Origin of the sequence: Nocardia sp. SSK8 (assembly GCF_037034205.1) — a bacterium.
Taxonomy (GTDB): Bacteria; Actinomycetota; Actinomycetes; order Mycobacteriales; family Mycobacteriaceae; genus Nocardia.
The window spans coordinates 179,086-196,859 of record NZ_JBAGKD010000006.1 but is presented as its reverse complement, the minus strand read 5'-3'; the positions used below and the strand labels follow the sequence as shown (position 1 = coordinate 196,859).

Annotated in this window: 13 protein-coding genes; 6 read left to right on the top strand and 7 right to left on the bottom strand. The window is 71.0% G+C overall.

Translation table 11 applies throughout. From position 1 onward, the window contains the following. Positions 1-9: 9 nt before the first annotated feature. From WA675_RS14050 to serS, 7 genes are all read right to left on the bottom strand, one after another. On the bottom strand, positions 10-1,917 hold the full coding sequence (locus WA675_RS14050; RefSeq protein ID WP_336084721.1) for a serine/threonine-protein kinase: 1,908 nt from the start codon (positions 1,915-1,917) through the stop codon (positions 10-12). After that, the gene (locus tag WA675_RS14045) at positions 1,914-3,773 is read right to left on the bottom strand and encodes a serine/threonine-protein kinase (RefSeq protein ID WP_336084720.1); all 1,860 of its coding nucleotides are present in this window, start codon (positions 3,771-3,773) and stop codon (positions 1,914-1,916) included. Before WA675_RS14045 ends, WA675_RS14050 begins: the two co-directional genes overlap by 4 nt. 14 nt (positions 3,774-3,787) lie before the next feature. After that, positions 3,788-4,945 carry a DUF7373 family lipoprotein gene (locus WA675_RS14040; protein ID WP_336084719.1) on the bottom strand — a complete coding sequence of 386 codons (1,158 nt, stop codon included), beginning with the start codon at positions 4,943-4,945 and terminating at the stop codon, positions 3,788-3,790. 55 nt (positions 4,946-5,000) lie between these two features. Next, the gene (locus tag WA675_RS14035; protein WP_336084718.1) at positions 5,001-6,896 is read right to left on the bottom strand and encodes a serine/threonine-protein kinase; all 1,896 of its coding nucleotides are present in this window, start codon (positions 6,894-6,896) and stop codon (positions 5,001-5,003) included. 55 nt (positions 6,897-6,951) lie between these two features. Next, positions 6,952-8,532, bottom strand: coding sequence for an MFS transporter (locus WA675_RS14030; RefSeq protein ID WP_336084717.1), 1,581 nt, complete (start codon positions 8,530-8,532; stop codon positions 6,952-6,954). A gap of 109 nt (positions 8,533-8,641) precedes the next feature. After that, on the bottom strand, positions 8,642-10,429 hold the full coding sequence (locus WA675_RS14025; protein WP_336084716.1) for a putative bifunctional diguanylate cyclase/phosphodiesterase: 1,788 nt from the start codon (positions 10,427-10,429) through the stop codon (positions 8,642-8,644). Between the two features lie 153 nt (positions 10,430-10,582). Continuing rightward, the gene (gene serS / locus WA675_RS14020; RefSeq protein WP_336084715.1) at positions 10,583-11,839 is read right to left on the bottom strand and encodes a serine--tRNA ligase; all 1,257 of its coding nucleotides are present in this window, start codon (positions 11,837-11,839) and stop codon (positions 10,583-10,585) included. 81 nt (positions 11,840-11,920) lie between these two features. Between serS and WA675_RS14015 the strand changes: the two genes are divergently transcribed. The 6 genes from WA675_RS14015 to WA675_RS13990 all read left to right on the top strand — a co-directional run bounded on the left by WA675_RS14015 (position 11,921) and on the right by WA675_RS13990 (position 17,773). Next, positions 11,921-13,618: an aldehyde dehydrogenase family protein gene (locus WA675_RS14015; RefSeq protein ID WP_336084714.1), complete on the top strand. Its 1,698-nt coding sequence runs from the start codon at positions 11,921-11,923 to the stop codon at positions 13,616-13,618. A 309-nt stretch (positions 13,619-13,927) separates the two neighbouring features. Next, positions 13,928-14,998 (top strand): septum formation family protein, encoded by a 1,071-nt coding sequence (locus WA675_RS14010; RefSeq protein ID WP_336084713.1) that lies wholly within the window; start codon positions 13,928-13,930, stop codon positions 14,996-14,998. A gap of 14 nt (positions 14,999-15,012) precedes the next feature. Next, positions 15,013-15,351, top strand: a complete 339-nt coding sequence (locus tag WA675_RS14005) for a metallopeptidase family protein (protein WP_336084956.1) — start codon at positions 15,013-15,015, stop codon at positions 15,349-15,351. A gap of 109 nt (positions 15,352-15,460) precedes the next feature. Beyond that, positions 15,461-15,772, top strand: a complete 312-nt coding sequence (locus WA675_RS14000; RefSeq protein WP_336084712.1) for a PE family protein — start codon at positions 15,461-15,463, stop codon at positions 15,770-15,772. A 46-nt stretch (positions 15,773-15,818) separates the two neighbouring features. Then, positions 15,819-16,946, top strand: a complete 1,128-nt coding sequence (locus WA675_RS13995; RefSeq protein ID WP_336084711.1) for a PPE family protein — start codon at positions 15,819-15,821, stop codon at positions 16,944-16,946. Next, a complete protein-coding gene (locus tag WA675_RS13990; RefSeq protein WP_336084710.1) occupies positions 16,943-17,773 on the top strand; it encodes an ESX secretion-associated protein EspG in 831 nt (276 codons plus the stop codon). The genes WA675_RS13995 and WA675_RS13990 overlap by 4 nt, the downstream gene beginning before the upstream one ends. Position 17,774 lies beyond the last annotated feature (1 nt).

Here is a 17,774-nt window from a genome sequence, read left to right as displayed (position 1 = left end):
CGACCTCGATCAGCGGTTCGGCAGCTGGTCCACCACATGGCGCAGGACGGACGTGGTGATCGGGCAGTAGTCCTCGCGGAGTCCGTCGATGCCGTGCACCGCGACCTCGACCGTCTCGGTGGAATCCGGCAGCAGGTAGGCGCGGGTGCAGATGGCCCTCGAACTGCCCTTGTCCAGATACATCTGGAGGCCGTCGACGGTGGTCATCTCCAGGTTCTCACCCGCGGTGAGCAGGCTGGCGCGCACCAGTTTCACGCTCAGCCGCAGGCGCGCGTCCCACTGGCAGGTGTGCGCGTCGGCGATGGTCGGCGTGGCGGGCAGGGCGCCGATCTTGTCGGCGACGAGCTCGCGGTCGAGCAGGGCGCACGGGTCCAGCGTGGCCAGCGAGCCGTCGCGGTCCTCGGCGCGCGGTGCCGAGGTGAGGGTGCGGGCGATATTGGCGGCGACGTAGTCCAGGCCCGCGCAGGTGCCCTTCAGGCCCGGCTCGGTGAGGCTGATGACGATGCCCGCCTCGTGTTCGTCGCCCGGGCTGGCGATGGCCCTGGCACAGGTCGCGTTGCTGCCGTCGATCACCGGGACGCCGTCGACCAGGTTCACCTGCGGGGTCAGGTACTGGTTCTCCTCGCCGAGGGCGAGGGTGATGCCGTATCTGCCGGAGGCGGCCCGGCAGCCCCAGGTCGAGGAGGGTTCGTAGGTCCAGGTGTCGGCGGGCAATGGCTCCGGGTCGACGGGGACGACGTCACCGAGGGCGGTGGTGAGCCAGGCGCAGCCGTCGACGCGGCGCAGTTCGGCCAGCGTCAGCCCGGTGACCGGGGGCCGCTCGCGGGTCGCGAAGGCGGTGATCCCGGTGAGGGCCAGCAGGACGGCCACCACGCCGAGGGCCGCGCCGATCCGCAGGCGTGGGCTCGACGCCTTCCACCGGTCCTGCGCGAAGAGCGCCGCGCGCCTGCCGAATTCGACGGTCGTCGACCGGAGATCGGCCAGCCGCTCCGGAAGAGGACGGGCGGGTTCGGGTTCGGGCGCGGTCATCGGCGGCAGCGCGGCCAGCAGGGCCGTGATCTCATGTTCCCGGCGGCCGATGTCGTCGAGGACCGGGGCGGGCCACGGCGGCGGGCCGGTCGGTTCGCCGCCGAGATACTGCAGGATCTGGCCGGGGGTGGGGCGCGCGGCCGGGTCCTTGCGCAGGCAGGCGGCGAGCATCTCGAACAGCGGTTCGGGGACGCGGCTCAGATCCGGTTCGCGCTGGGCGATATTGAACAGCGTGTACGGCACCGAGGGCGCGGCGAACGGGGTGACGCCGGAGGCGGCGAAGGCCAGCACCGAGCCGAGCGCGAAAACATCGGCGGCGGGCGTGACTTCCAGTCCGAGAGCCTGTTCCGGGGCCAGGAATTCTGGGGTGCCAAGGGCCGCGGCGGTATTCGACGCCCCCTCGACAGGCGTGATGCCGATTTCGCTGAGCCTGCCGCGATCAGTGGACAGCAGCACCGAATCCGCGCGCAGCCGCCGGTGCACCAGGCCCGCGCCGTGCACCGCGCGCAGGGCCGAGGCCAGCGACCCGGCCAGCGCGCGCACCGCGGGCACCGGCAGCGGGCCGTGTTCGGCGACCGCCTGGTCGAGCCGGACGCCGGGCACGAAAACCGAGGCCAGCCAGGGCCGTTCGGCATCGGCGTCGACATCGATGACGGTGGTGTTGTGCGCACCGGCCACCCGCATGGCGGCTACGGCGCTGTGCCGCAGGCGGACCCGGAAGTCCGGTTCGCCGAGCAGTTCCTGGCCTGCCTGCTGGACCACGACCAGGGAGTTGTCGGGTCCGGCGGCCAGCACGGCGTGGAAGCCGGGCGCGGAGTCGAGCGTGCCGAGCACGCGGTAGCGGCCGATGGTGCCGGGGTCGCGGGGGTCGGGGGGCTGGATCGTCATGAGGTCGGCAACTTCGCGAGGGCGGGAGCGAGCAGGCCAGCCGCGGTGTCGCAGGTGTCCGGCGGGTCGGGCAGCGTGGAGTAGTAGGTGGTGTGCACTTGTTCGGCGCGGTCGTCGCGGGTCGGGCGGATCATCACGATGAACTCGCAGTAGGTCTCGGCCTCGTGGTGCACGTAGACCTCCCGGCCCGCGATGGTGGTGGTCGGGCGGACCTTGCCGCCGACCACATTGTCGGGGCGCACGCGATCGTCGATGTCGACGGCGAAGTAGCCGTCGCGACCGGTCGCCGCGCAGCCGTGCGGGGTGCGCTCGCGGACGGGATCGCCGACGACCGCGCTGGTCGCCGCGATATCGATCAGCGTGCAGGCGTCCATCCGCAGCACCGAGTCCGGTGCGTCCGCGCGCAGCGGCGGGTTGACGGCCAGGCGGCGCACCACCGCGGCCAGCGCGCGTTCGGCCGCCGGGCAGCCGTTGCCCGCGTTCGGGGTGGCGGTCATGGTCAGGGCCAACGGCAGGCCGCTCTGGGTCACCACCGAGCGGTCGCAGCTGAGGGCCTCGCGGTAGCGGCCGAGCACCGGCATCCAGTTGATGGTGGTGCCCATCGGCTGGTTGCCGGAGCGGGTCTCGCCGACCGGGATGCTGGTCTCCAGGCCGAAGTAGATCTTCTGGCCGGACTGGTCGAGGTAGTAGACGCGGCAGCCGGTGACGCCGCCGGGCACGAGTTCGCCCACGGCCGTGCCGAGTTCGCCGAGCACGTCCGGTTTCATCAGCGCGCAGACGTCGAGGCCGCGGGTCTCGTCGTCGGTCAGGGCCAGCGGCGGGTCGTCCATGGCGACCGCGGTGCCCTCCTGGCCGATACCGGTGATCGCGATGGCGACCAGGGTCAGGACCGAGACCCCGGCGGCGATCGGGACCAGACGCTGCCAGCGCTTTTTCGGCGGTGCGGGCGCCTGCGGGGTGGCGGACCGGGCGGTGCCGTCGGCCCAGGCCATGGCCTCGGCGTGGCAGTCGGCGATGTGCCTGCGGATGCGCACCGGCCACACGGGTTCGGCCTCGATCCGGCCCGCCAGGTCGAGCAGCTGCTCGGGGGTGGGGCGCGCGGCCGGGTCCTTGGCCAGGCAGGCCTCGACGATCGGGCGCAGCGGCGGCGGGACGGCGCTGGTATCGGCGGCGGTGTAGAGCACGTTGTAGAGGACCTGCGGGGTGGAGGCCGCCTCGAACGGACTGGCGCCGGTGGCCGCCATGGCCAGGATCGCGCCGACGGCGAACACATCCGATGCCGCGGTGAGCGGGCGGCATTCGGCCTGCTCGGGCGACATGTACGCGGGCGAACCGAGCACGGTTCCGGTCTGGGTGAGGGCCAGGTCGTCCTCGAGCGCGCGGGCGATGCCGAAATCGATCACCCGGGGGCCGTCGTTGGTGAGCAGGACATTGCTCGGCTTGAGATCGCGGTGCACCAGACCGGTGCGGTGGATCTCGAGCAGGGCCATGGCCAGGCCGGTGGCCAGCAGTTTGAGACCGCTCACGGTGAGCTTGCCGTACTCGGCGATCATGTCCTGCAGGGCGGGCCCGGCGATGTACTCCGAGGCCAGCCAGGGGGTCGCCGACTCGGCGTCGTGGTCGACCACGCCCGCCGTGTAGGCGCCGGTGACCTGCTGCGAGGCCAGCACCTCGCGGCGGAAGCGCGCCTGGAACTCCGGATTGCCGGTGAACTGGCGGTGGATCTGCTTCACCGCCACCAACCGGCCGTCGGGCCCCTGCCCCAGCAGCACCTGGCCCATGCCGCCGCGCCCGATCTGGGCCAGCAGGCGGTAGCGGCCGAGTTGATCCGGGTCCTGGGCTGTCAACGGTCGCATCGCGCCTCCCCTGCTCACCACCGGCCGCCGAGCAGCGCGAACTGCGCGGCGGACTGCCTGCGGATGTCGATGTCGTCGTTGCCGTAGAGCCGCACCACGAACTCGCCGTGGCGCACCACGCAGGCGAACCGCCGGGCCTCGTTGGCGGTGGTGTTCGGCCGCGCCGCCCGGTAGCAGTCGATCCCGTCGATGCCGGGCACCGCGCGCATGGCCGTGTAGTCACCGGCGAGCAGGGACTGGCGTTCGGTCTCGGCGAAGGTGGTGGCGGCCTGCTCGTCGGCGGTGCGGTGCAGGAACTTGTTGTGCGAGACCGCGACGGCGTCCATCGAGACGGCGTCGAATTCGCGCAGACGGGCGGTCGGCTTGTCCAGCAGCAGGGCGTAGCCGCGCGGGCCGTAGATCAGGAAATTCCAGCGGTCGGGCCAGTATTCGCCAGTCTTCAGTGTGCGGACCAGCAGGTCGTCGGGGTCGAGAGCCAGATTCGCCAGCTCGGCGGCCGGGGTAGGCACGAAGCCGTCCAGCTCGGCCAGTTGCGCGCGGTAGGTGCGAGCGAGCAGGTCGGTGAGCGCTTCGGGGCTCGGCTCGATGACCTTCGCGAACACCCGGATGACCATGTTCTGCCAGACCAGCCAGCTCCCGGCCGTCGGCACGCCGGGGCGCCAATGGCTCAGCGCCGTGGGGAATTCCGGCAGCGTCAAGGGCGCGTTCTCGGTATTGGCGGTGAAGTCCGCGGCGGCCATCGCGCGGGCGGCGGCCTCGGCCTGGGCCGCGTCGGGCAGCGAGAGCAGGGTGACGGAGAGGAATTTCTCCTTCTGCTCGTCGTCGGTCTGGCCGTTGCCGCCGATGGCACCGAACCCGGCCAGCACGTCGAACGGGCCGAGCGCGGACTTCTGGACGCCGGAGAGCATGTCGTCGACCCCGCGCACACCCACCACCACGCCACCGCCGTTGCCCGAGGTGAGCTCCGGGTCCACCTGGTCGGCGAAGATCACCCGCTCACCGATGCGCGCCGATTCCACCAGCGAACCGCGCACCCGGCTGGGGCTCTCGTCGAAATCGCCGGGGATCGGGGTCAGCGCGTAGTCGCCGTGGTCGGGCGCGACGGACTCGTCCCCACAACCCGCGGTGAACAGGGTGAGCGAGAGTAATACCGCGAGGTACCGATGACGCACGAACATTCCCTCCCCGAACTCTGCGGTGAACCTATCACCTGCGCATTCGCCGCGGCTACCGCGCGGGCAACCGGCTCACGGCCTGGCGCATCAGCGGATCGGCCACCTGGCACAGATCGCCGGAGGTGCGCTTGGGATCGGCGACGAACACCTCGACGACCTCGCGATAGGTGGTACCGATCTTGCGGAACCGGTAGACCCGGCGGCATTCGTTGAACCCCACCGAGCCGATGATCTCGTCCTCGACCAGCACGCCGTCACCGATATCGATCACCTTCTCCTCGACCGAGCTCTGCCGCTGCTGCGGTTGCGACAGGGTGACGCGCACGCTGGTGGCGCCCGGCCACTCACACACGTGCGCCGATTTCGCGGTGGCGGTGCCGAGGGAGAGAAAGGCGGAGTCGTCGATCAGGGCACAGGGATCCACCGAGGACAGCGACGCCTGGGCATCGGGGCCGGGGGTCAGCCCGGTGACGGCGGAGGTGAGCCGGTCGACGGTGTGTTCGGCCAGCGCGCAGTCGTCGCGGGTGAAGGTGTCAACGGTGATCCCCCACGGCTGGGCGTCGGGACCGGCGATGGCGAAAGCGCAGTCGGTGCCGCGGCGGGTGATGACGTAGCCGTTGACGACTCCGGCCTCGTCGTCGAAAAGGTCGGTGGCGGCGCCGATCTCGACGGCCAGGCGCGCGCCGCCGGAGCTGCTGTCACAGCCCCAGCTCGAGGTCGGCTGCCAGCGCCAGGCATCGACCGAGGTGGCGGCTTTGGCAGCCACGGCGGCAGGCAGGGTTTCGCCGAGTGCGTCGCGGAGCCAGTCGCAGGTGTCGATGCCCCGCAGGCGGTCGAGCGCGGGGAGGGCGGCCGTGGCGACAGCCGGGGGTGGCGGGTCGTCGTCACCGCGCAGGACCACCGCGGTGAGCGCGCCCGCCAGTACCACTGCGGCCGTCGCGGCGATGGCGAGCCGTAATCCGGTGCGCCGCTTCGGAACCGGCGAGGCGGGTGGCACCGCCGCCGAGCTCGGCCGGGGGATCGTGAGACTCGGCGGAAGGATCTGGGTCGCTTCGGGATCGGAAGTGAGCGCGACCAGATTCCGCGTCTGCTCCGCGATTTCGGCGTGCACGGGGGCTGGCCATGGCTGGGCCTGCACCGGCAGTACCCCGAGGTAGTCCAGGATCTGGGCGGGCGTCGGCCTGGCCTGCGGGTCCTTGCGCAGGCAGCCCGCGATCAGCTCGCGCAGCGGCGGCGGGACCGCGTCGAGCTGCGGTTCGCTGTGCACGATATTGAACAGCGTGTACGGCGCCGACGTAGCCGCGAAGGGACTGTCGCCGGTCGCGGCCATGCACAGCAGCGAGCCGAGGGAGAAGACATCGCTGGCCGAGGTGACCGGAGCGCTGTTGGCCTGTTCCGGGGACATGTACGCGGGCGAGCCGACGACCGCGCCCACCTCGGTGAGTGGGGCGGAACCGAGCCCGGCCGCCTGGGCGATACCGAAGTCGATCACGCGGGGACCGTCGGCGGCCAGGATCACGTTGGCGGGCTTGAGATCCCGGTGCACCAGGCCCGCGCTGTGGATGGAGTGCAGGGCCGAGGCCAGGCCGGAGGCGAGGGTGCGCAGCGCCGGTACCGGCAGTGGGCCCAGCTCGCGGACCGCTTTGTCCAGCGGCACGCCCGGAATGAACACCGAAGCCAGCCAAGGGGATTCGCTCGCGGTGTCGAAGTCAACCACGGCGGCGGTGAACGCGCCCGACACCCGCGCCGAGATGGCGACCTCGCGTTCGAAGCGCGCGCGGAACTCGCGGTCGTCGAGCAGGTGCGCGTGGATCTGCTTGATCGCCACGAAACGGCCGTCCGGCCCGGTGGCCAGCAGTACCCGGCCCATCCCGCCCGCGCCGAGCACCCCGCGGATGCGGTAGCGGCCGATCACCGGTGACTCGGTCGGCGACAACGGCTCGATCATCGCGGTTACTCCCCCACTCCTAGTTTCGCCAGCAACCTAGCATCCCGGCGCGGCGCTAGTGGGTGGGGCGAGGCGGCAGCCAGGTCGGGGTGAGCACGGCACTGACCAGGATGACCAAGCCCAGCAACGCGATGGTGGTGGACATCGCCAGCCACTGGGTGGCCAGCGCGACGAACGCGAACACCCCCAGCGCCACGATCTCCGACAGCAGACCCGACACCGAGGTGACAGTGGCGCGGGCCGGTCCGGCGATGGTGTCCTGGAGCCGGGCATCCGCGATGACCTCGGCATTGAAGTCGATGCCGTAGGCGATACCGATGCCGACGAAGCCGATCCACAGCATGGCGGTGCTGCCCACGCCGACCGCCAGCGCACCGGCGACGAACAGCAGGCCCGCGACGAACAGGGCGATGGCGAGGGTGCGGGCCGAGACGGCCTCGGTGCGGCCCGCCAGCAGGGAGCCGAGCAGCGAACCGACCACCGTGACCGCGATGAGCAGGGCGGAGGTGCTGGTGGAGGCGCCACCGGAGACGGCCAGCAGACCGAAGTACTCGTCGAAGGCGGTGACGCCGTAGAGCAGCGCGCCGAGCAGGACACCGCGACGGACCCGGCGCACGCGCAGGGCCTCGCCGAGACCGGTGCGCAGCATGGTCAAGTAGCGGGAGGACACCGTTGCGCCGCGGTAGGTGGTGGCTGCTGCCGGGTGATCGGTGTCGGGTGTTAGCGCGCGCAGCGTGTCATCGCCGGATGTGGACGCGTCATCGACGTTGGGCACACCACCGCCAGCGGGCACAGGCGCATCGTCGTCGCCAGGCGCGGGCACACCGCCGTCGCCAAGCCCGCCGTCGCCAAGCGCATCGTTGTCGCCCGGCACGGGCGCATCGGCGTCGCCCCGCACGGGCGCATCGGCGCGACTGGGGGGCGTGGCGTCAGCCTTGGTGGGCGATGGTGTGTCGGTCGCGGCGCGGATGACCGGCGGGGAGGTGGGCATGGCGTGGGGGCCGAGGCGGTCGGGGGTGGGTGGGGTGTCGTCGAGGTCGTCTACGGCGGTGGCGGAGATGGCGACCGGGGGGCGTGGGAGGAGCAGGGCGGTGCCGGTGTGGAGCAGGGCGATGCCGACGCTGACCCAGCCGACCAGGGCGTATCCGCCGAGGGCGTAGAGCGGGGCCGCCGCGAGGATCGCCAGCAGGACGGTGGATTCCTGGGCGCCGCGCGACCAGCCCATGATCGAGGCGTAGGCGTTCGGGGCACCGCGGGCGACCAAGTCGTCGTAGATCAGAGCCTCGAAGGTGCCCGATTCGAGTGCGCCCGCGATACCCCACACCACGAAACCGAGCGCGAATCCGGCGAAGGAGGGCGCGATCATCCACAGCGCGAAGCAGGTGCCCTGGAGCAGGCAGCTCGCGATGAGCAGGGCGCGGCGCGAGACGGTGTCGGCCCAGGCGCCCGAGGGGACCTCGAGCACGAACGCCGTCACCGACCACACAGCCAGCAGGAGCGAGATCTGGGCGGTGCTCAGGCCGTGGTCGGCGAAGAGCACACCGTAGAGGGCATAGATCGGCAGCAGGTCGCGGGTGCCCCGGAACAGGACCGCGCGCACTGTGAGGGCGCGGACGTCGACCGGGTCAGCGGTCAAGCGCGTAACCACCGCGGCGCATCGGCGGACGAGCCGGGATCAACAGTCGTAGACCAGCATGCTCATGCAGACCATGGTTCGCCGCGCGGCCGCGACCCGTCAAGGGCTTTTACCCGAGCGGGATCCAGCCGCTGGCGGAGAGCGAATCGTCGTCGTCGGAGCTGCCCACGGGCGGGTTGCCCTCGTTGAGGTCGTTGATGAGCTCCGAGACCGGGTGCGAATCGCTGTAGTGGTAGCCCTGGGCGAGGGCGAAGCCCAGCTCGGTGAGCACCGCGGCCTGGTATTCGGTTTCCACGCCCTCGGCGATGACCTGCAGGTCCAGCGACTTGCTCAGCGCGGCGATCACGCCGAGCAGCGGCGGCGCGGGCGAATCGGAGCGGATCGCGGCGACGAAGGACTGGTCGACCTTGAGGATGTCGCTGGGGATGGTGGCCAGGCGGCTCAGCGAGGAGTAGCCGGTGCCGAAATCGTCGATGGCGATGCGCACGCCCCGGTCGCGCAGGGTGTGCAGGTTGGCGATGGCGGTCTGCGATTCGGCGGCCAGTTCGCTCTCGGTCACCTCGAGGACGAGCTGGTCGGCGGGCCAGCCGGTATCGGACAGGATGGTGGCGACCCGCTCGGCGTAATCGGTCTCGGCCAGTTCCAGGCCCGAGACGTTCACATTGAGGGTCAGGTCCAGCGAGGCGAAGCTCTCCTGCAGGCGCGCGGCGTCGGCGCAGGCGCGGCGCAGCACCAGTTCGTCCAGGTCGGAGATGAGGTCGTATTCCTCGGCGACCCGGATCAGGCCCTCGGTGGTGACCTCGGGCTGGGCATTGGACGACCAGCGCAGCAGCGCCTCGACGCCGACCGCCTGGCCGCCGTCCTCGGTGAGGCTGACGATCGGCTGGTAGTGCACGTCCAGCGCGCCGCGGTCGATCGCCTCGCGCAGTTCCACCGCCAGCGGCAGCTGCCGCGAGGACTCGAGCACCGTGCGGTTGCGGCCCGCCTGCTTGGCCCGGTACAGGCCCACATCGGCCCGGCTGATCAGCAGCGATCCCGATTCGCCCGGCTGCCAGGAGGTGACACCGGCCGAGCAGCCCATGGTCACCGCGGCGCGCAGCTGCTCGGTGAGCAGGATGGCGGCCTGTTCGGTGGTGCCGGGCAGCAGCAGCGCGAAGACATCGCCGCCGAAGCGGGCCAGCACCTGGTCGGGGGCGAGCAGGTCGAGCCAGGTGTCGGCCACGCGTTGCAGCACGGCGTCGCCCGCGCGGTGGCCGAGATGGTCGTTGATCTTCTGGAAGCGGTCCAGGTCGACCAGCACCAGCGACAGGCCGTGCCCGCCGCGTCCGGCCGCGTCGATCGCCGGGTTGAGCTGCTTCTCGAAACCGCGCCGGTTGAGCAGGCCGGTGAGCACGTCGATATCGGCGTCCGACGCCATCCGGGTGAGGATGCCGACCACCACGCCCGCGCCGAAGGTGACACCCGCCGGGATCAGACCCGACCACCACGGCAACCCGCGATCGGGCAGCACCCACAGGCACAGCGCCATCGCGAAGCCGATGTGCGCGGCGGCGAAGGGCCAGGCGAAGAACAGCGCGGCGTCGCAGGCGACGAAGACGTAGAACGAGGCCAGCGTGATGCCGCCGACCAGGTTGGGGAAATCGTGCACCGCGATGGTGACCAGCACGGTCGCGGTGGCCAGGTAGGCGTGGTGCAGGGCGTGCGGCATGCGCGGACCCCAGGCCAGCAGGGTGAGTCCGAGGACCAGCGCGACCGCGGCCGCGATGCCGACCAGTAACCGGCTGCCGTCCTCGACGCCCGTGACGTCCAGGGCACGCGTGTCAGCCGGTGCGATCGCAGTGATGGTCAGGCCGAGGACACCGCCGAGGACGTAGAACGCCCCCGTTGTCCTGGCCATGACCTTTGCCGTCGCCAACGCCGATGCCGCCCGCACCCGGGTTCGGGTATCGCCGCGCGCCCCGATTCCTCGCACGAGCACCAGCCTAGATGTTGTCGGGTCAGGTCGTTTGCCACATGCTACAAATGCCCACCTGGCAAACAGTGAAGAGGTCTACGGTTTCAAGACCTCGGTGCCGACGAACGGCACCAGCGCCGCGGGCACCCGCACCGAGCCGTCGGCCTGCTGGTGGTTCTCCAGGATGGCCACGATCCAGCGCGTGGTCGCCAGGGTGCCGTTCAACGTGGCCGCGATCTGCGGCTTCCCGTTCTCGTCGCGGTAGCGCACCGAGAGCCTGCGGGCCTGGAAGGTGGTGCAGTTCGAGGTGGACGACAGCTCACGGTAGGTCTGCTGGGTGGGGACCCAGGCCTCGCAGTCGAACTTGCGCGCCGCCGAGCTGCCCAGGTCGCCCGCCGCGGTGTCGATGACCCGGTAGGGCACGTCGATGGCGGCCAGCATCTCGCGCTCCCAGGCCAGCAGGCGCTGGTGCTCGGCGTCGGCCTGCTCGGGGGTGGTGTAGACGAACATCTCCACCTTGTCGAACTGGTGCACCCGGATGATGCCGCGGGTGTCCTTGCCGTAGCTGCCCGCCTCGCGGCGGAAACACGACGACCAGCCCGCGTAGCGCTTGGGGCCCTCGCTCAGGTCGAGGATCTCCTCGGCGTGGTAGCCCGCCAGCGGCACCTCCGAGGTGCCGACCAGGTACAGATCGTCGTCCTCGAGATGGTAGACCTCGGCCGCGTGCTGACCCAGGAAGCCGGTTCCGGCCATGATCTCGGGGCGCACCAGCACCGGCGGGATCATCATGGTGAACCCGTTGGCGACGGCCTTCTGCGCGGCCAGCTGGAGCAGACCCAGCTGCAGCAGCGCGCCGTGGCCGGTGAGGAAGTAGAACCGCGAGCCCGACACCTTGGCGCCGCGCTCCATGTCGATCAGGCCCAGCGACTCGCCGAGTTCCAGGTGGTCCTTCGGCTCGAAGTCGAACTCCGGTGGGGTGCCGACGGTCTCGAGCACGATGTAATCGTCCTCGCCGCCCGCGGGCGCGCCCTCCTGCACCACATTGGAGATGGCGCGGTGCGCGGCGTCGAGGTCGGCGTCGGCGGCGTGCTGAGCGGCCTCGGCCTCTTTGACCTTGGCGGACATGTCGGTGGCGGCGGCCAGCAGGGCCGGGCGCTCCTCCTTGCTCGCCTTGCCGATCACCTTGCCCATGGCCTTGTGCTCGGCGCGCAGGTTGTCGGCGGTGGCCACGGCGGCGCGGCGCGCGGCGTCGGCTTCCAGCAGCGCGTCGACGAGGGCGGGGTCCTCACCGCGGGCCCGCTGCGAGGCGCGCACGGCTTCCGGGTTCTCGCGCACGAATCGGAGGTCGATCATAGGAAAACAGCCTAGTAGTGCGCGCAACGGATAATCTTTCGCCCCTATGCCAAGCGGGGGCGGGGAGAGCATAGTTGCGGTGTGAGTACTTCTTTCGACACCGCCGGGATAGATGCCGCACTCGCCGATCTCACTCAGGGGGAGAAGACCTGGGCCGCGACCGACCTGCGTCGCCGCCGCGAACTGCTCGACGAACTGCACGCGATCACCGCGCGTGAGGCGCAGGCGTGGGTGGACGCCGCGCGCGTGATCAAGAAGCTCGACGCCGACAGCCCGCTGCTCGGTGAGGAGTGGATGTCGGGCCCGATGACCATGCTGGCGGGCGCCCAGGCGCTGAGCGAATCGCTGAGCGCACTCGAGCAGGGCCGCAGCCCGCTCGACGGGATCGCGCTGGGCAGCGCGCCCGGCGGCCGGGTGAGCGTGCCCGCGCTGCCGCACGGCGTCTACGACAAACTGCTGCTCAGCGGGTTCTCCGCGGACGTCTGGCTCAAGCCCGGCGTCGACGCGGGGACCGCGCGGCGCAAGGCGGGCCTGGCCCAGCTCGACCCGGCCGCGACCGGCGGGGTCGGCGCGGTGCTCGGCGCGGGCAACATCATGTCCATCGCGCCGCTGGACACTCTCTACGAGCTCTACGCCAACAACCGCGTCGTCGCGCTCAAGCTCAACCCCATCACCGACCCGCTGCTGCCGGTGTTCCAGACCATCTTCGCGCCGTTCATCGCACTCGGGCTGGTCCGCATCCTCACCGGCGGCGCCGCCGAGGGCGGCTACCTGGTGAACCACCCGCAGGTGGCGCACGTGCACATGACCGGCGGCGCGCCCACCCACGACGCCATCGTCTGGGGCACCGGCGAGGAGGGCGCCCAGCGCCGCGCGGCGGGCACGCCCGCGCTGGCGAAGCCGATCACCAGCGAGCTGGGCGGCGTCGCGCCGGTCATCGTGGTGCCCGGCGAGTGGTCGGCGGCCGATCTGAAGTTCCAGGCCGAGCACGTGGCGACCATGCGCCTGCACAACGGCGGCTACAACTGTGTGGCCGCGCAGACCGTGGTGCTGGCCGCCGACTGGCCGCTCAAGCAGCAGTTCCTCACCGAACTGCGCGCCGCCATCGACGCCGCTCCCACCCGCACCGCCTACTACCCCGGCAGCGACAACCGGGTCGCGGGCGCGCTGGAGAGCTACCCGGGCACCGCCCGCGCCAACGGCCGCGTGCTGGTCGAGAACCTGCCGACCACCGGCACCCCGCTGCTGCGCACCGAGTACTTCTCCCCCGTGCTCGGCGTGGTGGAACTGCCCGGCACCGGCACCGAATTCCTCGGCAACGCGGTCGATTTCGCCAACGACGAACTGATGGGCACCCTCGGCGCCAACCTCATCGCCGATCCGGCCACCATCAAGGAGCTCGGCGGCGCCCTCGACACCGCCATCGCGAACCTGCGCTACGGCACCGTCGCGCTCAATTCCTGGACCGGTCTGGCCTTCCTCACCCCGCGCGCCAGCTGGGGCGCCTACCCCGGCCACACCCTCGACGACATCCAGAGCGGCGTCGGCGTCGTACACAACGCCTTCCTCCTCGACGATGTCGAGCGCACCGTCGTCCGCGGCCCCTTCCGCCCGGCGCCGCGCTCGATCCTGGGCGGCGAGTTCGCGACCACCCCCAAGCCCCCGTGGTTCGTCTCCAACAAGACCGGCACCGGCACCGGCCGCAAGCTGACCGAGTTCTACGGCGACGGGAAAATCCGCCGCCTACCGGGCATCTTCGCCTCCGCCCTGCGCGGCTGACGACCGCCCCCCACGGCACGACCGGAGTGCACCACCTACCGCACCCCCAGCCACACCGAAACACCCCAGGTCCGCCATGACCGCACTCCCAGCCCCGCACCCGCGACCCCGAGGAGCGGCGGCCACGAAGTGGCCGGTCGCGGCCGGGTCGCCGGTCAGCGCTCGAAGCGCATGCGCCGCAGGCGCGAGTCTCGAGCGCTGACCGGCGGCCCCTAGGGGCCGCGACTCGAGCGCGCCAGCGCTCCAAAAAACACAGCACCATCTGGGACCGCGTACAAAGTTCCGGCACGTTACCTACACTCGCCAACGATGTCCAAGCAGCGAAATGACCCAGCACCGAGCCCGGCAAAGCCCCGCCGCAGCGGCAGTTCGCTGCACCTGTCGGCGAACAAGCTCCGCTGGGGCCTGCTGATCGGCGCCCTCGGCGCGGTCGTCGCGGCGATGGTCACCATGACCGTCACCGGGTTCGACAGCGACAAGGTCGAGGCGCACCAGCCCGGCGCCGAGCCGGTGGTCCGAGACAAGGAGTTCAGCAGCGCCAACGAGGGCGACTGCCTGAGCTGGACCAAGCCCGACCGCAGCGACCTGGTGAAGGTGAACTGCGCGGACAAGCACCTGTTCGAGGTGGCCGGGGTGATCGACCTGAGCGCCTACCCGGGCCGCGAGTTCGGCGAGGGCACCCGGCATCCGGATTCGCTGCGGATGACCGAGCTGCGCGACGAGCACTGCGTCAGCGCGGTGCAGAGCTACCTGGGCGGGCGCTTCGACGCCAGGGGCAAGTACACGGTGAACGTGATGTCACCGAGCCCGGCGGGCTGGCAGCACGGCGACCGGACCCTGCGCTGCGGGGTGCAGGTGGCCGCCACCACCACCAGCCCGGCCTCCACCGGCAGCATCGCCGAGGGCGACCAGTCCAAGATCCACGAGCCGGGCACCTGCCTCGGCATCAGCCAGAACCTGCCGACCGACCCGGTCGACTGCGCCCAGCCGCACGCGGTGGAGATCGTCGGCACCGTCGACCTGGCCGCCAACTTCACCGGCGGGCCGCCCTCGGAGGCCGACCAGGACAAGTACGTGGAGGCCGAGTGCAGCAGGCTGGCCACCGACTATCTGGGCAGCCCCGACGCCATCCGCAACAAGACGCTGACGATGTTCTTCGATGTGCTGGAACCGACCAGTTGGCTCGCGGGCAGTCACAAACTGAACTGCTGGCTCGGAAAGGGTGTCGACCGTGAGGGTTTCGCGCCGATCGTCGGCTCGGCCCGCGGCGAGATCCTGATCGACGGCCAGGCACCCGTGCCGCCACCGAACACCGGCCGCTCCACCCCGGCACCGCTGCCCGGCGCCGCACCGCTGCCGCCGCAGCCGCAACCGCGGTGACAGCACCCGGCCGGATGTCGCCGGAGCGGTTCGAAGAGCTGGTCAGCGACGCTCTCGATCAGATCCCACCTCAGCTCACCGAGGCCATCGACAACGTGGTGGTGCTGGTGGAGGACCGCAATGACGAGGAGCCCTCGCTGCTCGGGCTCTACCACGGGATCGCGCTCACTGAGCGAGACAGCTTCTACGCGGGTTCGCTGCCGGATACCATAACCATCTATCGAGAGGCTATTCTCGACATCTGCACCACCGACGACGAGGTGATCGAGGAAGTCGCGATCACCGTGATCCATGAAATAGCACACTATTTCGGGATTGACGACGACCGGTTGCATGAGCTGGGATGGGGTTAGCGAAAATGGGTGGGGAATCGATGGAACCGAACGACCCGCTCTCGCGTCCTATCACTCGTAGGGGGAATTCTCGTGGTTCCCGATAGTCGCCACCAGAAGGAGTCGGGTCATGGTTGGACACGTTCTCGTCGCACCTGAAATCGTCCTCGCCGCCGCCGCCGAGCTCGATCTGCTCGCCGAGCGGCTCGCCGTCGCCGCGGGCCTGGCCGGGCCCACCACCCACGTGCTCCCCTCCGGAGCCGAAGAGGTGTCGCTGCTGGCCGCCTCGCACTTCAACCGCGCGGCGGGTACCCACGACGGCGCGATGGCTCAGGGCATCCTCGAGCTGCACCACGCCGCCGCGACGCTGCGCTCGCAGCTGACCACCCACATCGGCGAGGACGTGGCCCGCGCGGCCACCATCAACGCCGTCCAGGTGTAGTCGTACCCGATCCGTCGACGATCATTCACTCAGGGGAGAAACAACAATGACCGCAGGGATCACCGGGGTCTTCTGGCTACCGCGTATGGCCGAGGTCAACTCGACCACCCTCAACACCGGCGCGCACGCCGTGCCGATCGCCGCAGCGGCCACGTCGTGGGGGACGCTGGCCGCGGCCTGGGGTGACGCGACCTTCACGATCACCCGCGTGATCGCCGAGGTGGGCGTCGGCCTGCAGGGTGTCAACGGTCTGGCCGTGCTGGGGCGGCTCGCGCCGTTCCTGGCCTGGACCGGCCAGCAGAGCGCGATGGCCGGTGTGATGAGCGCCAAGGCCACCGCCAACGCCACCGCCTACACCGTGGCCTCGCTGGCGATGCCGAGCCTGCCCGAGATCCTGGCCACCAACGCGGCGGTCGCCGCCTCGACCAACCCGGCCGGTGTCGTCTCCGGCGCGTTCGAGGTGGCCGAGGTCGCCCGCCACGCCATGGACGTGCGCGCCGCGCTGGTGATGGAGACCTACGAGGCGGCCACCACCGCCACGGTCACCACCCCGGGTGAGTTCTCCATGCCGCCGCAGATCGCCAGCGGCGCCGGTACCGCCACCGAGGGCGACTTCGGCGGTGACCCGATCTCCACCGCGATCGGCGCGGCGCAGGCCTTCGTGTCCAACCCCGGTGTGGTCAGCGCGGCCACCCAGGCGGCCAATGTCGCGGGCAGCGTCGTCTCCGGCGGTGTCGGCACCGCGGGCAATATCGCGGGCTCGGCGCTGTCGGCGGTCACCACCGCCGGTACCGTGCCCGCCACCGCGGCGGCGCCGGTCATGGCCGGTCTCGGCGCGGGGGCCGCGGGCGGCCTGTCCACCGTGTCGGCCGGTCTCGGCGGCTCCACGTTCGCGCCGGGTCAGCTCAAGCTGCCCGAGGGCTGGGGCGCTCCGGCGGCCAGCGCGCCCGCGGCGGCGCCGGTCACCGAGTCGGTGGTCAACCGCGTCGACGGCGCGCCGGTGCGCAACAACACCGCGCACGGCGCCAACCCGCTGCTCGGCCGTGGCGCCAAGGGCGAGGACGACGACGAGCACGACGCCGTCGACTACGGCCGCTCCAACGAGCAGTTCACCGACGGGCGCTACGCGGCCGAGGGCGTGATCGGCGCCGATCTCGCCGGAACGGCCAAGTGACGGTCCTGGGCGGGGGTAGCGGGGGATCGCTGCTCGAGGCCGTCGTGCTCTCGCTGGACGAGATGCAGTATCTCCTGGAGAAGCTGCAGTTCGACGAGATGCCCGTCGTCCTCGATGCCATGGGGCGCTACGACAACGTGACCGCGCACGACGCGGCCATGAATGCCGCGGAGGCCGTGCTCACCGAACGCGAACTGCTGTTCGGTGACACGGTCGCGCCCGAGCTCGCCGAGCGCCTGCGGGTGCTCTACCGGCCGCAGTGGATCATCGCGCTGCGGTGGGTGGTCGCGGGCCAGGTGAATCGATTCTGTCTGGCGCAGGGCGACGACCGCGCGGTCGTCGCCCTGCGCGGGCCGGATTCCTATGTCGTCGACGATGCCGGTCTCGATCTGCCCGGCGCGGTTCTGCACGCGCTCGGGCAGACCGAGGCACTCGAGCTGTACGGCATGAACGCGCCGACCGAGGAACTGGCGCCGATCTTCGGCGACACCGGTGACGCGGCGGCCACCACCGAGCGGCTGACGAAGGTCGGCCACCCGGCCACCGACGCCCAGACGCTGGCCTCGGCCCTGGTGGAGATCCACTCCTACGCCGAGATCGTCGGTGTCGCCTACGGCGACGGCACCCGCGACATCCAGGACAACCACATCGCCGTGTTCAACACGCGCGCAGGCCGTTTCCTCATCACGGCCAGCGTCGCCGACGACGGCGTGAAGTGGTCCTCGATCGCCACCGGTTCGGCCGCGCGCCTGCGCACGGCGGTGGCCGATCTGATCGAATCACTGCCGGTGCGAAGCGAATTCAAGGCCGCGGTCGCCGAGAGCTGAC

Coding starts and splice junctions, on each gene's coding strand:
- WA675_RS14050 (WP_336084721.1), bottom strand. CDS start 1,917: ATGACGATCCAGCCCCCCGACCCCCGCGACCCCGGCACCATCGGCCGC.
- WA675_RS14045 (WP_336084720.1), bottom strand. CDS start 3,773: ATGCGACCGTTGACAGCCCAGGACCCGGATCAACTCGGCCGCTACCGC.
- WA675_RS14035 (WP_336084718.1), bottom strand. CDS start 6,896: ATGATCGAGCCGTTGTCGCCGACCGAGTCACCGGTGATCGGCCGCTAC.
- WA675_RS14025 (WP_336084716.1), bottom strand. CDS start 10,429: ATGGCCAGGACAACGGGGGCGTTCTACGTCCTCGGCGGTGTCCTCGGC.
- serS (WP_336084715.1), bottom strand. CDS start 11,839: ATGATCGACCTCCGATTCGTGCGCGAGAACCCGGAAGCCGTGCGCGCC.
- WA675_RS14010 (WP_336084713.1), top strand. CDS start 13,928: ATGTCCAAGCAGCGAAATGACCCAGCACCGAGCCCGGCAAAGCCCCGC.
- WA675_RS14005 (WP_336084956.1), top strand. CDS start 15,013: ATGTCGCCGGAGCGGTTCGAAGAGCTGGTCAGCGACGCTCTCGATCAG.
- WA675_RS14000 (WP_336084712.1), top strand. CDS start 15,461: ATGGTTGGACACGTTCTCGTCGCACCTGAAATCGTCCTCGCCGCCGCC.
- WA675_RS13995 (WP_336084711.1), top strand. CDS start 15,819: ATGACCGCAGGGATCACCGGGGTCTTCTGGCTACCGCGTATGGCCGAG.